Origin of the sequence: Paraburkholderia sp. RCC_158 (assembly GCF_041355255.1) — a bacterium.
Classification (GTDB): domain Bacteria; phylum Pseudomonadota; class Gammaproteobacteria; order Burkholderiales; family Burkholderiaceae; genus Paraburkholderia; species Paraburkholderia graminis.
The window spans coordinates 86827-100039 of sequence record NZ_JBFUPM010000020.1; the positions used below are offsets into that span (position 1 = coordinate 86827).

The 13213-nt window shown below is 64.0% G+C and carries 10 protein-coding genes; all 10 read left to right on the top strand.

Annotated features, from left to right (window positions below; translation table 11 throughout):
• Positions 1–601 precede the first annotated feature (601 nt).
• Positions 602–1540, top strand: a complete 939-nt coding sequence (locus AB6809_RS28610; protein ID WP_029970710.1) for a D-ribose ABC transporter substrate-binding protein — start codon at positions 602–604, stop codon at positions 1538–1540.
• Positions 1541–1604: 64 nt separating this feature from the next.
• On the top strand, positions 1605–2261 hold the full coding sequence (locus tag AB6809_RS28615) for a DUF2291 family protein (protein WP_371027690.1): 657 nt from the start codon (positions 1605–1607) through the stop codon (positions 2259–2261).
• Complete coding sequence (locus AB6809_RS28620; protein WP_107709698.1) at positions 2258–3820, top strand: sugar ABC transporter ATP-binding protein; 1563 nt, start codon at positions 2258–2260, stop codon at positions 3818–3820. The genes AB6809_RS28615 and AB6809_RS28620 overlap by 4 nt, the downstream gene beginning before the upstream one ends.
• A 68-nt stretch (positions 3821–3888) precedes the next feature.
• The gene (locus AB6809_RS28625) at positions 3889–4956 is read left to right on the top strand and encodes an ABC transporter permease (RefSeq protein ID WP_006052132.1); all 1068 of its coding nucleotides are present in this window, start codon (positions 3889–3891) and stop codon (positions 4954–4956) included.
• Between the two features lie 3 nt (positions 4957–4959).
• Entirely contained in the window at positions 4960–6096 is a 1137-nt protein-coding gene (locus tag AB6809_RS28630; protein WP_371027691.1) for a Gfo/Idh/MocA family protein, read from the top strand.
• Positions 6093–8105, top strand: coding sequence for a hypothetical protein (locus AB6809_RS28635; RefSeq protein WP_371027692.1), 2013 nt, complete (start codon positions 6093–6095; stop codon positions 8103–8105). The genes AB6809_RS28630 and AB6809_RS28635 overlap by 4 nt, the downstream gene beginning before the upstream one ends.
• Positions 8106–8216: 111 nt before the next feature.
• Positions 8217–9587 (top strand): MFS transporter, encoded by a 1371-nt coding sequence (locus AB6809_RS28640; protein WP_371027693.1) that lies wholly within the window; start codon positions 8217–8219, stop codon positions 9585–9587.
• 41 nt (positions 9588–9628) lie between these two features.
• Complete coding sequence (locus AB6809_RS28645; RefSeq protein WP_371027694.1) at positions 9629–10459, top strand: phosphogluconate dehydrogenase C-terminal domain-containing protein; 831 nt, start codon at positions 9629–9631, stop codon at positions 10457–10459.
• A gap of 48 nt (positions 10460–10507) precedes the next feature.
• Complete coding sequence (locus tag AB6809_RS28650; RefSeq protein ID WP_107709705.1) at positions 10508–11752, top strand: ribulose-bisphosphate carboxylase large subunit family protein; 1245 nt, start codon at positions 10508–10510, stop codon at positions 11750–11752.
• On the top strand, positions 11749–13152 hold the full coding sequence (gene oiaK, locus AB6809_RS28655; protein ID WP_371027695.1) for a 3-oxo-isoapionate kinase OiaK: 1404 nt from the start codon (positions 11749–11751) through the stop codon (positions 13150–13152). Before AB6809_RS28650 ends, oiaK begins: the two co-directional genes overlap by 4 nt.
• Positions 13153–13213: the final 61 nt, after the last annotated feature.

Genomic DNA, 13213 nt, shown 5'->3' on the forward strand with positions numbered 1-13213 from the left:
GCGGTGACGGATCGCTAAGGCCGATGAACGGAATTCGTATCACCGCAGTCAAAATGGGCCGCACCGCCGGTCGCCAAAAGCGCGTCGCACAACGCCTGCAAAGATAATCTTCGTCGTTTCGCTCGCCCATGACCCGGCTCGATATGGGACTTAAGTGGCATTCTTCGGCATTGACGAACCGTCGGACGTTGATCTTTTTCAGCTGCAAACGGCTGTCGGATGGATGCAGCCATGCCCGCGCTGCTGGACGTGTCTCTTCGCTCCGATCATCCCCTTCCCACACGGCATTTCGGCGCAGGTCCACATGTTGGTCCGGATCAGACGGTCGCATCTTTTGTCGCTTTTTGCCTTCAGGGCGCAGTCATGCCAGCAATGAACCTACGCGCTGCATCGACCTGCAAAGTGGCAACGCAAGGAAAGGATCCCAACATGTCTGGGACCGCTCTGAGTAGCGAAAACCCTGGCGAGATCGCTCTTCCATGGTCAAACGTAGCTGGTATGATGACATCATGACGGCATAAGTGACGAGCGCAAAAAATAAAAATAACGCATCGCCCGCGACTGGTTTTGCAGTGCACAGACGTTGACAAGGAGACAAACGATGAAGGCCTCAAAACGCTGGGTCGCGCTCGCCGCAGCCACGCTTACCCTCTTTACCGCGACGGGCACCGCACAGGCGGCCAACCTGATCGCCATCATTACCCCATCGCACGACAATCCATTTTTCAAGGCCGAAGCGGACACCGCCAATGCGCGCGCCAAAGCGCTCGGCTACGACACGATCGTGCTGGTGCATGACGACGACGCGAACAAGCAGTCCAACCTCGTCGACACCGCAATCGCCCGCGGTGCCAAGGCGATCATTCTCGACAACGCCGGTTCCGAGGCATCGATCGCGGCGGTGCGCAAGGCGAAGGCGGCGGGCATCCCGTCTTTCCTGATCGATCGCGAAATCAACGCGACGGGTATCGCGGTTTCGCAAATCGTGTCGAACAACTACCAGGGCGCGCAGCTTGGCGGCCGCGCGTTCGTCAAGGCGCTCGGCGAGAAGGGCAACTACGTCGAACTCGTTGGGCGTGAAGCCGATATCAACGCCGGTATCCGTTCGAAGGGCTATCACGACGTGATCGACCAGTTCCCGAACATGAAGATGGTCGAGAGGCAGTCGGCGAACTGGAGTCAGACGGAAGCGTATCGCGTCATGGAGACCATTCTTCAGAGTCACCCGGATGTCAAAGGCGTGATCGCGGGCAACGATACGATGGCGATGGGAGCCTCCGCGGCATTGAAGGCGGCCAAGCGCAGCGACGTCATCGTCGTCGGTTTCGACGGCAGCAACGATGTGCGCGATGCGATCATGCGCAACGACATCCGCGCGACCGTTCTGCAACCGGCGGCGCTGGCCGCGACGGAAGCGGTCGAGCAAGCCGATAAATACATGAAGACCGGTTCGACCGGCAAGCCCGAAAAGCAGTTGATCAACTGCTCGCTGATTACCAAGGCGAACGCCGGCAAGCTGGATATGTTCGCCCTGCGCTAAAGCGTGTCTGTCGCCCGGGGCGGCACGTCCCCGGGTTTTCCTCCGGCGTGGAATGAGGACATTCATGAGAGCTTCTGTTTACGCGGTCATTCTGCTGGTCGCGGGCGGTGCGCTGTCTGGCTGCAAACTCGTCAAGCACGATCCTCAGGCGTCCAAAGGGTCGCGCGATGCGTACGCGTCGGCGGGCTACGATCCGAACGCGATGGTCGCCTCCATGTGGACCACGAAAGTGCTGCCCAGCGTCGAGAAGCGCGCGACCGATATCAAGGTGCTGCTGGACGCCATCAAGGCCGATCCCGACGCGGCCGGCAAAAAATATGGCTACCGGGGCAAGGACGACAGCGCGCCCTGGAATTTCCCGACCAGGGTGCGGGGCACCATTGTGTCGGTCGATACGGACTCGAGTCAGGGCACGGTGGGCGTCGATACGGACGGCGACGGCAAGGCAGACGTGATCGTCGACATCGGCCCGACGGTGTTGGGAACGACTCTGCGCGATTCGCTCGACTTCGTCTCGTTCGCGGATTTTCGCAATCAGATCGAATACGCCCGATTCGGAACCGCGCTCAATGCCTACGCGGCGGCACATGTGATGAAGCCGTTGCCGCGCAACGACCTGAAAGGGCAGCCGATCACGGTGACAGGCGCGTTCTCCTACGACGGCGCGAGCGACCAGCCGGAAGTGGTGCCGCTGGCTCTCGCGCTCGGGAGCAAGCCATGAGCGCGGCCCTCGTGGAGAACGATGTCGTCCTTCAGGTCGAGGCGGTGACGAAGGTGTATCCCGGCACGGTCGCATTGAAGGAGGCGAGCTTCACCGTGCGGCGCGGCGCGGTCAACGTGCTTGTGGGAGAAAACGGCGCGGGCAAGTCGACGATGATGAAAATCATCGCCGGTGCGGAGCAGCCCAGCACGGGGCGGCTGCTTCTCGACGGCCAGCCCGTTCAGCTCGCGAGCAGTTCGGACGCGCTGCGTCACGGCATCGGCATCGTGTTTCAGGAACTCAACCTGTTCCCGAATCTGTCGATCGCGGAGAACGTCTTCATCGCGCATGAAATCACGCGCGGGCGCATCGACATCGATGCCGGCGCGCAGCGCCGCAAAGTGAGCGAGTTGCTCAAGCGCCTCGAACTCGACGTCAGCCCGGATACGCTGGTCGAGGATCTACGCATCGGTCAGCAGCAGCTCGTTGAAATCGCCAAGGCGCTGGCGCACGACGCGCGCATTCTGATTCTCGATGAGCCCACCTCCGCACTGAGCGCAGCCGAGGTCGATGTGCTGTTTCAGGTGATCGCGGATCTGAAGTCGCATGGGGTCGCGATTGTTTATATCTCCCACCGGCTCGAAGAACTGATCCGTATCGGCGACTACATCACCGTGTTGCGCGATGGCCGCATCACCGGCCATCAGCCGATGAACGAGGTGGACGTGCCGTGGATCGTGCGGCAGATGGTCGGCCGCGAGACGAAGGATTTTTCACGCCCCATCGGACACGAACGCGGCACCGAAGTGCTGCGCGTGCATGACGTATCGCTGCCGCGCAAGGGAGCCGGCCTGCTCGTAGACCACGTGTCGCTGTCGCTGCATGCGGGCGAGATCGTCGGCATCTACGGGCTGATGGGGGCGGGGCGCTCCGAACTGTTCGAATGCATTCTCGGCTGCCATCCGCATGCAACGGGCGACGTCGTGCTCGACGGCAAGCCGCTGAACGGCAAGCCGGTTGCAAAGCGTGTGGCGCAGGGCCTCGCGCTGATCCCCGAAGACCGCAAGGCCGATGCGTTGCTGCCGATCCTGTCGATCGGCAGCAACATGACGCTGTCGAGCCTCGCCGATTTCGCGCGGGGCTTTCATATCGAGCGGCAGCGCGAGCAGAACGCCGTCACGCGTTTCATCCGCGATCTGGCGATCAAGGTGGCCGACTCGCATCTGCCTGTGAGTTCGCTCTCCGGCGGCAATCAGCAGAAGGTCGTCATCGCGCGGGCGTTGATGACGGCGCCGAAGGTGTTGCTGATGGACGAGCCGAGCCGCGGCATCGACGTCGGTGCGAAGGCGGACATCTTCAAGGTGATGCGCGATCTCGCCGTCAAGGGACTCGGCATTCTGTTCGTCACGTCCGACCTCGAAGAAGTGATGGCGCTGTCCGATCGCATTCTGGTGATGTCGAACGGGCGCATCACGGCGGAATTCGGTGCAAACGAAGCCACGCAGGACGCGCTCGTTGCCGCATCGGCGATCGGACACCGCGTCGACACGCGCGGAACCGGACAACGCGCCGCCGCCTGACCAGAATCGATGCAACCCGGGATGTAACCCAAAGACGCAGGCCTGACTGGACGATTGGAGACCTTTTCATGACCGTAGCGATCAAAAGCGCCGCGCCCGGCGCGAACCTCGGTGAAGCGCCGCTTTTACTCCTGCTCAAGCTGCGCACGTTCATCGCGCTCTTTGCCGTCGTCATTTTCTTTTCGTTCGCGGCGCACAACTTTCTGAGCATCGAGAACCTGCTGATCATGTCGCGTCATGTTGCGCTCAACGCGTTTCTCGCGATCGGCATGACCTTCGTCATCGTGGCGGGCGGCATCGATCTGTCGGTCGGCTCGATCGTCGGCCTGTCAGGGATGATCGCGGGCGGGCTGATTCTCAACGGGATTCCACTTGGCAGCAGCTACACGCTCTATCTGAGCGTGCCCGAGGTGATCGGCGTCGCGCTGCTCTCGGGCGTCGCGGTCGGCGCGGTGAACGGCTTGCTGATCACGCGGCTCAACGTCGCGCCGTTCATCGCCACGCTCGGCACGCTGTATATCGCGCGGGGCGCGGCGCTGTTGTCGTCGGGCGGCGAGACGTTTCCCAACCTGACCGGCAATCCGGATTTCGGCACCACAGGCTTTCCGATTCTCGGTAGTTCGTCCATTCTCGGCATTCCTCTCACGATCTGGCTGCTCGTCGTGGTCGGTGCATTCGCGGCCTATCTCGCGGCCCGCACGCCGCTTGGGCGGCAGATCTATGCGATCGGCAGCAACGAGCGCGCGGCGCAGCTCTCCGGCGTGCGCGTGAATCGCGTGAAGATGTTCGTCTATATGTTTTCGGGGTTTTGCGCGGCGATTGTCGGGCTGATCATTTCGTCGGAACTGGTCGCGTCGCATCCGTTGAGCGGCGAGACTTTCGAACTCAACGCGATCGCCGCGGCCGTACTGGGCGGAACATCGATGTCGGGCGGACGCGGCAAGATCGGCGGCACGATTATCGGCGCGTTCGTGATCGGCATTCTGTCCGACGGGCTCGTGATGATGGGCGTCAGCTCCTTCTGGCAGACCGTTATCAAGGGTGTCGTGATCGTCGCGGCGGTGGTGGTCGATCAGATCCAGCGGCGGGTGCAGCAGCGCTTCGCGTTGCAGAAACAGGCGGCGACAGGAGCGTGAGCGATGAGTGCGACGGACGCAATGCAGGCAATCAGCGCAACGACCACAACGACCACAACGGTGAAACGCTTCAAAGGTGCGTTGATCGGATGCGGCTTCTTCTCGCGCAATCATCTGCACGCATGGCGGGACATCGACGGCGCGGAGATCGTCGCGCTGTGCGATGCCGATAGCGAGCGGTTGAAGGCGGCAGGGCAGGCGTTCGGTATCGAGCGTCTGTACAGGGATGCAGCGGCGATGCTAAGCGCCGAGCAACTGGATTTCGTCGACATCGCCACGACTGCGCCGAGTCATCGTTCGCTTGTCGAGCTGGCCGCGCAAGCGGGCGTCGCGGCGATCTGCCAGAAGCCGTTCGCACTGACGCTCGCCGATGCGCGCGCGATGGTCGCCGCTTGCGATCGGGCCGGCGTGCCGCTGATGGTCCATGAGAACTTTCGCTGGCAGCCTGCGATTCAGGCCGTGGGCCGCGCGCTGCATGACGGTGCGATCGGCACGCCGTTCTGGGGCCGCGTGTCGTTTCGTTCAGCGTTCGACGTATTCAGCGGGCAGCCGTATCTCGCGCGAAACGAACGTTTCATTGTGGAAGACCTCGGCATTCATATTCTCGACATCGCGCGCTTTCTGTTCGGCGACGTGACGCGTCTTGCCGCGGGGACCTCGCGCGTGAATTCCGCGATTGCCGGTGAAGACGTTGCGACCATTCTGCTCACACACGAAAGCGGCGTGACGAGCGTGGTGGATTGCAGCTACGCGTCGCGTCAGGCACACGAGCTGTTTCCGCAGACGCTGGTCGAAGTGGACGGCGCTGAGGGCACGCTGCGGCTGTCGGCGGACTACCGGCTGGAGATTCACAACCGCGACGGCACGCGCACCGCAACAGCGGCGCCGCCGCCGTTGGCGTGGGCAAGCGTGCCGTGGGAGGCGATCCAGGCCAGCGTGGTGAATATCCAGCGCCACTGGATCGCGTGCCTTCGCAATGGAGGCGAGCCGCAGACGAGCGGCCGCGACAACCTGAAGACGCTTGCGCTCGTCGAAGCAACGTATCTCTCCGCGCGTGAAGGCCGCACGGTCGAGTTGAAATCGCTCGAGGCGGAAGCGCCTGCGGTCACGTCCACTTCTTCCGGTGCGGTGCGGCGATGAATAGCCGTGACGCCTCGCCCGCCAACATTTACTACGGCACCTCGCAGATCGAGCCACGGGGGCAGACGCTGACGGCCGGCCCGTGGTCGGCGCTTTTCATCGACGGTGCGTTGCGCGATATTCGCTACGGCGGCACCGAAGTGATTCGCGCGATCAGCTGGCTCGTGCGCGATCGGGATTGGGGCACTTGCCGGCCGGACATTCGCGACGTCGAAGTCGACTCGCATGCGCGAGGCTTTCGCGTCTCATACGCCGCGCGCTGCGCGAATCCGGACGGTCATGTGCTGACCTACACGGTCCTGATCGAATGCGATGCGGACGGTGCGTTCGAATGCAGCGCTCAGGCGACGGCGCAAACGGATTTCGTCGCTGCGCGCTGCGGCTTCGTGGTTCTCCATCCGATCGAGGGCGTCGCCGGTGCGGCGGCGCGCGTGGAGCACGATGACGGCACGATCGAAGTATCGTCGTTTCCTGCGCTGATAGATCCGTGGCAACCGTTCACGCGTATCCGCACGATCGAGCATGCGCTTGCATCCGGCGAAACGGTGCGCTGCGCGTTCACGGGCGATGTGTTCGAGATGGAAGACCAGCGCAACTGGTCGGACGCATCGTTCAAGACTTACTCGCGTCCGCTCGAACTGCCGTGGCCGTATACGATCGAAACGGGCTGGACGGGCGAGCAGTCAGTATGTATCGAAGTCGACGGTGCGCCGCGCCAATTGAACGAGGTAGCGGCACTGCCGCGGCAGCATGGCGAAAGTCGGCATAGCGAAATACTGATCGACTTGCGCGGCATGGACGAGCCGATGCCTGATCTCGGCGTGGCGATCGCGCCCGACGAGATCGACGCGACGCTTGCCAACTTGTCATTGCTGGCCGAACTTGCGCCGCAGCGCCTGATGCTGCACTTCGATCCCGTCGCCGGTCATGGTGCGGCGGAACTCGTGCGGTTCGCGCAGTTGCAGCGGCGCGCCGGGATCCCGGCCTTGCTCGAATGCGCGCTGCCTGGCGTGGCCGCGCCCGAACAGGAATTGCAATGGATCGCGGCGCGGATTCGGGAAGCCGGCCTCGAGTTGGCCGGCATCGTTGTCAGTCCGTCCGTGCACCGGCAGTCGAACCCGCCGGGGAGCATCAGCCCGCCATGCCCGCCACTTGAGGAGGTCTACCGCGCCGCACGCCGCGCGTTTCCCGGCTTGCGTCTGGGCGGCGGCATGCTGAGCTACTTCACGGAACTCAATCGAAAGCGGCCGCCGCTGGAGTTGGTCGATTGGGTCACGCACGCAACCTGTCCCATCGTTCACGCAGCCGACGACCGCAGCGTGATGCAAACGCTCGAGGCGATTCCCCACATCACGCGTTCCTGTCGCGCGTTGATTGGCGCGCAGCCGTATGCGATCGGTCCGGTATCGATCGGCATGCGGCAGAACCCGTATGGTTCGCGCGTGATGCCGAATCCGCAAGGCGAGCGTGTGGCGATGGCCGGCGACGACCCGCGTCAGCGCGGTCTGTTTGGCGCGGCGTGGCTGGCCGGTTATGCAATGGCGCTCGAAGGCGCGGCGCTCGAATGCCTGACCCTCGGCGCACTGACGGGGCCGCGTGGCCTGGTCGATATCGCGTCCAGTCCGGCGCGTTATCCGATGTTTCATGTCGCGGCCGCGATGGCGCGGATGGCCGGTATGGACCGGTTGCAGTGCGGCGCGGCGAATCCTCGCGAGGTGGCGTGTTTTGGCGCGCGCGACGCGAAGGGACGCATGCGCCTGGTCGTCGCCAACCTCACGCCTGATCCATGCACGGTCCGCCTGAGGTTCGCCGGCGGCGAGGTGGCGGGCGACATGAGCGTTTCGACGCTCGATGAATCGTCGTTCGAAGCGGCGCGAGGCGGGCAAATCCCGGTGGACTGTCTGAGCCCCGGGCACGGCACCGTGTCCCTCAAGCCCTTCGCCTGCGTGCAGATAGCTTTCGGGCTGACGCCTTTCGGACGGCCCATGTCCGCCGCCCGCCACCGATAAAAACCGCTCCGTGAATACCCCACTGGCCGCACTTTAAGCGTCATGGTCTACTCATCACACCAGTACATCACATGAGTGATGTGTCGAGGCGACCTGATTGGAGGATGTGAGATGCAAACCGTACCCGTGAATCAGGTCGAGCGATCGGCCATACGCAAGGTATCGATTCGCCTTGTGCCGTTCGTGGCGCTGATGTTCTTCATCAATTTTCTCGACCGCACGGCGATCTCGTTTGCCGGTCCGAACGGCATGACGAAGGACCTCGGCCTGAGCGCCGCGCAGTTCGGTCTCGCGGCCGGCGTGTTTTTCATCGGTTACATCGTGCTGGAGATTCCGAGCAATCTCGCGTTGCACAAGTTCGGCGCGCGCCGTTGGCTCGCTCGCATCATGGTGTCGTGGGGCATCGTCGCGTTGCTGTTCACGTGGGTCAGCAGTATTCCCGGCCTGTACACGCTGCGCTTTCTGCTCGGCGTGACGGAGGCGGGCTTTTTCCCGGGCGCGATTCTGTTCCTCAGCATGTGGGTGCCGTCGCGCTATCGCAGCCACATCCTCGCGCTCTTCTATCTCGCGCAGCCGCTGACGATCGTGATCGGCGCACCCGTTGCCGCGTTGCTGATCGAAGCGCATGGCCTCTTCGGACTTGCCGGCTGGCGCGTGATGTTCTTCGGTGTCGCCGTGCCCGCGATCGTGATCGGCGTGGTGGCGTGGTTCTATCTCGCCGACCGGCCGTCGCAGGCGCGCTGGCTGACCGCGGCCGAGAAGACCTGGCTCACCGCCGAACTCGAAGCGGAAGAACTCGCCCGCGCCAATGCGTCGACACAGCACTCGATGCATGCGCGAGCCGCGCTCAGAAGCGGCCGCGTATGGATGTTCGCGTTGATGTACTTCGGCCTGATCTACGGACTCTATGCGCTCGCTTTCTTTCTGCCGACGATCATCGGCGGCTTTGAAGGCCAGTTCGGCACGCACTTCAACGTGTTCCAGAAGGGCTTGATCACCGCGATTCCGTATCTGCCCGCCGCGCTCGCGCTGTATTTGTGGAGCCGCAACGCGACGAAGCATGGCGTGCGTGCGTGGCACATCGGCGTGCCGGCACTGATCGGCGCGGCGAGCATTCCCCTCGCGCTGTACATGCAATCGCCTGCCGCGACCGTCGCCGTGATTACCGTCGCCGCCTGCGCGATCTTTTCCGCGCTGCCGAACTTCTGGGCGCTGCCCGCGCGCTTTCTCTCCGGCGCCGCAGCCGCGGCGGGCATCGCGCTGATCAACACCATTGGCAATCTCGCCGGCTTCATGGCGCCGTACGTCACGGGCGCCGTGAAGGATGCGACGGGCTCATATCACGCGCCGATGTTCGTCGTCGGCGTACTGATGCTGATGAGCGCGGGACTGGCCTTCGCGTTCTGCAGCAGCGCGCGCCTGCCAAAACCCGGTGACGGCATCGCGCCCGTCACGCTCGAGCCGCAATCGCATTCGAGCTGATCGCCACGAATTTCAATGAATCCATGCAAGGAGCTCACACCATGAAAGAGAAAATCGCACTGTTCGGCGCCGGCGGAAAGATGGGCTTTCGCCTCACCAGCAATCTGCTGAAGTCCGACTATCGCGTCGCGCATGTCGAGGTGAGCGAGGCGGGGCAAAAGCGCCTCAAGGAAGAACTGAACGTCGACTGCGTGTCGACCGATGCCGCGCTCGACGGCGCACAGGTGGTGATCCTCGCCGTGCCCGACACACTGATCGGCAAGCTCAGTCATGAGATCGCGCCGAAGCTGCCGGCGGGCACGATGGTGATGACGCTCGACGCCGCGGCGCCGTTCGCGGGCCATCTGCCTGAGCGGCCCGATCTGACGTATTTCGTCGCGCACCCGTGTCATCCGGTCATTTTCAATAACGATGACGATCCGAAAGCGCGGCGCGATTTCTTCGGTGGCGCGTACGCGAAGCAGTCGATCACCAGCGCGCTGATGCAAGGACCGGAAGAAGCGTTCGACCTCGGTGAAGACGTGGCCAAAGTGATCTACGCGCCGATTCTTCGCTCGTATCGTTTGAGCGTCGACCAGATGGCGCTGCTCGAACCCGGCCTGTCGGAAACGATTTGCGCGACGCTGCTCTACGTGATGCGCGAAGCGATGGACGAGACCGTGAAGCGGGGCGTGCCGAAAGAGGCCGCGCGCGACTTTCTGCTCGGGCACATGAACATCCTGAGCGCGGTGATCTTCAACGAAATTCCCGGCGCGTTCTCCGATGCGTGCAACAAGGCGATCGAATTCGGCAAGCCGCGGCTGATGCGCGACGACTGGAAGAACGTGTTCGATCGCGCGGAAATCGCCGAGAGCATCCGCCGGATCACGTGATAGGGCGATGTGCGCCTTCTTTCCGATTTCCAAACAGGGATTGATATCGTGAGCGAACGTATTCACGCGACTTACTGGCTCGAAACCGGCGACGATCCACAACGTGCTGCCGACGTGATTGCCGGCGAGCAATCGAGCGGCACCTTTGTCGCGCTGCCGAACGAAACGCCGGAATTGAAGGCTCGCTCGGGCGCGCGCGTCGAGCATCTCTCGGTGCTGGAAACGGTCGGCAGGCCGAGTCTGGCTGGCGGAATCGTGTCGGAGCGGTATAGCCGCTGCACGCTCGAACTGTCGTGGCCGATCGAAAATCTCGGTGCGTCCCTGCCGAATCTGATGTCGACCATCGCTGGCAATCTGTTCGAGCTGCGGCAGGTGTCGGGTTTGCGTCTAACCGGGCTGACGTTGCCGCCGTCGTTCGCTTCGGCGTATCCGGGGCCCGCGTTCGGTATCGAAGGCACGCGGCGGCTGAGCGGGGTCGCGCACGGTCCGTTGATCGGCACGATCATCAAACCGAGCGTCGGGTTGTCGCCCGTGGAGACGGCGCAGCAGGTGCGCGAACTCGTCGCGGGCGGCATCGACTTCATCAAGGACGATGAATTGCAGGCCGACGGTCCGCACTGTCCGTTCGACGAACGGGTGCGGGCCGTGATGCGTGTGGTCAATGCGGAAGCGGATCGCACCGGCAAAAAGGCGATGGTCGCGTTCAACGTGACGGGCGACCTGGATCAGATGCGTCGTCGTCATGATCTCGTGCTGGCCGAGGGCGGCACATGTGTGATGGCGGTGCTCAACTCGATCGGTCTGGTCGGCATGCATGAACTGCGGCGGCACGCGCAATTGCCGATTCACGCGCATCGCGCCGGCTGGGGTTATCTGTCGCGTTGCCCCGAGCTCGGCTGGGACTACGCGCCGTGGCAAATGATCTGGCGTCTCGCGGGTGCCGACCATCTGCATGTGAACGGGCTGCGCAACAAGTTCAGCGAGTCCGACGACAGCGTGATCGCCGCCGCGCGCGCGGTGCTCGCGCCGGTGATGCGCGAAGCGCCGATGTCCGCGATGCCGGTGTTCAGTTCAGGGCAGACCGGCTTGCAGGCCGCGGACACGTACGCCGCGATCGGCTGTGCGGATCTGATTCACACGGCCGGTGGCGGCATCTTCGGTCATCCGGGCGGCGTGGCAGCGGGCGTCGAGGCGTTACGCGAGGCGTGGGTCGCGGCCGTCGAAGGCGTGCCGCTCAAGCAGCATGCCGCAAGACATCCGGCATTGAACGCCGCGCTGGAGTTCTGGAAATGAACGGGACGGAGCCGACGAACGGGACGAACGCGACAGCGTGGCCTGCCGGGCTGCTGCTCGCCTATTACGGCGACGACTTCACGGGCTCGACGGACGCGATGGAAGCCATGCAAGCCGCCGGCGTGCCAACCGTGCTGTGTCTGCAAAAGCCGACGCCCGAGTTGCTGGCGCGTTTTCCAGAAGTGCGCTGCGTGGGCATGGCGGGTTCTTCGCGTGGACGCTCCAGCGCATGGATGGACGACGAGCTTCCGGATGTTTACGCGAGCCTTGCCGCGCTCGGCGCACCGATCCTGCAATACAAGGTCTGCTCGACGTTCGATTCGTCTCCCGAGGTCGGATCGATCGGCCGCGCAATCGACATCGGCGTCAGGCATATGCCCGGCAACTGGTCGCCGATGGTGATCGGCGCGCCGCGCCTGAAGCGTTACCAGATGTTCGGCAACCTGTTCGCCGCCGTGGATGGTGTCGGCTACCGGCTCGACCGGCATCCGACCATGTCGCGGCATCCCGTCACGCCGATGAACGAGGCCGATCTTCGCCTGCATCTCGCGAGGCAAACGGCGCGGCGCATCGAGCTGATCGACATGCTTGAACTGCGCGGCGCCGATGTCGCGACGCGGGTGCGAGCGCTGTGCGCGCCCGACACGCCGGTCGTCCCGATCGACGTGCTCGACGAAGAGACCCTGGCCGAGGCGGGCCGTCTGGTTTGGGAGCAGCGTGGCGAAGGGATTTTCACGGCGTCGTCGTCGGGTCTGCAATACGCGCTGGCGGCGCACTGGCGCGCGCGTGGGTGGTTGCCGCCGACGCCGTCTCTACCGGTCGCCGATCCCGTGCCGGCGATCGCGGCAGTGAGCGGCAGTTGCTCGCCGGTGACAGCCGCGCAAATCGGCTGGGCGCGCGCACACGGTTTTCACACCGAGCGCCTCGATCTGCCTCGGGCGCTCGATTCGCGCGACGGGGCCGCCGAGATCGAACGCGTCGTGACGGCAGCCACGCAGGCGTTGACTCGCGGCATCAGCGTGATCGTGCATAGCGCCGAAGGGCCGCACGACCCGGCGGTCACCGGCTTCGACGCCATTGCGTCCGCTGCGGGACTTGCGCGGCACGATGCGGCGCGCAAGGTCGGACGCGCATTGGCCGAGGTGATGCGGCGGCTGCTCGATAGCGTCGAGCTGACGCGCGTGGTCGTCGCCGGTGGCGACAGTTCGGGGGAAGTGGCGAGCGTGCTCGGCATCGATGCGCTGAGCGTCATGGCGGGGCTCGTCCCTGGCGCGCCGATGTGCCGCGCGTGGTCCGCCGAGCCGCGGCGCGATGGTCTGCAAATCGTGCTGAAAGGCGGCCAGATCGGCGATGCAACGTTCTTTGGCATGGTCAGGGAAGGGCGGCTGTCGAGCGCGTAACGTGCGGCGCGCGTTAAACCAGCGAGCGGTCGCGCCGCGCGCCACCGGGTCTTGTCAGGTC

What these genes read in the sequence shown, in the direction of transcription:
- AB6809_RS28610 (WP_029970710.1), top strand. Translation starts at nt 602, where the DNA reads ATGAAGGCCTCAAAACGCTGGGTCGCGCTCGCCGCAGCCACGCTTACC.
- AB6809_RS28615 (WP_371027690.1), top strand. Translation starts at nt 1,605, where the DNA reads ATGAGAGCTTCTGTTTACGCGGTCATTCTGCTGGTCGCGGGCGGTGCG.
- AB6809_RS28645 (WP_371027694.1), top strand. Translation starts at nt 9,629, where the DNA reads ATGAAAGAGAAAATCGCACTGTTCGGCGCCGGCGGAAAGATGGGCTTT.
- AB6809_RS28640 (WP_371027693.1), top strand. Translation starts at nt 8,217, where the DNA reads ATGCAAACCGTACCCGTGAATCAGGTCGAGCGATCGGCCATACGCAAG.
- AB6809_RS28625 (WP_006052132.1), top strand. Translation starts at nt 3,889, where the DNA reads ATGACCGTAGCGATCAAAAGCGCCGCGCCCGGCGCGAACCTCGGTGAA.
- AB6809_RS28630 (WP_371027691.1), top strand. Translation starts at nt 4,960, where the DNA reads ATGAGTGCGACGGACGCAATGCAGGCAATCAGCGCAACGACCACAACG.
- oiaK (WP_371027695.1), top strand. Translation starts at nt 11,749, where the DNA reads ATGAACGGGACGGAGCCGACGAACGGGACGAACGCGACAGCGTGGCCT.
- AB6809_RS28620 (WP_107709698.1), top strand. Translation starts at nt 2,258, where the DNA reads ATGAGCGCGGCCCTCGTGGAGAACGATGTCGTCCTTCAGGTCGAGGCG.
- AB6809_RS28635 (WP_371027692.1), top strand. Translation starts at nt 6,093, where the DNA reads ATGAATAGCCGTGACGCCTCGCCCGCCAACATTTACTACGGCACCTCG.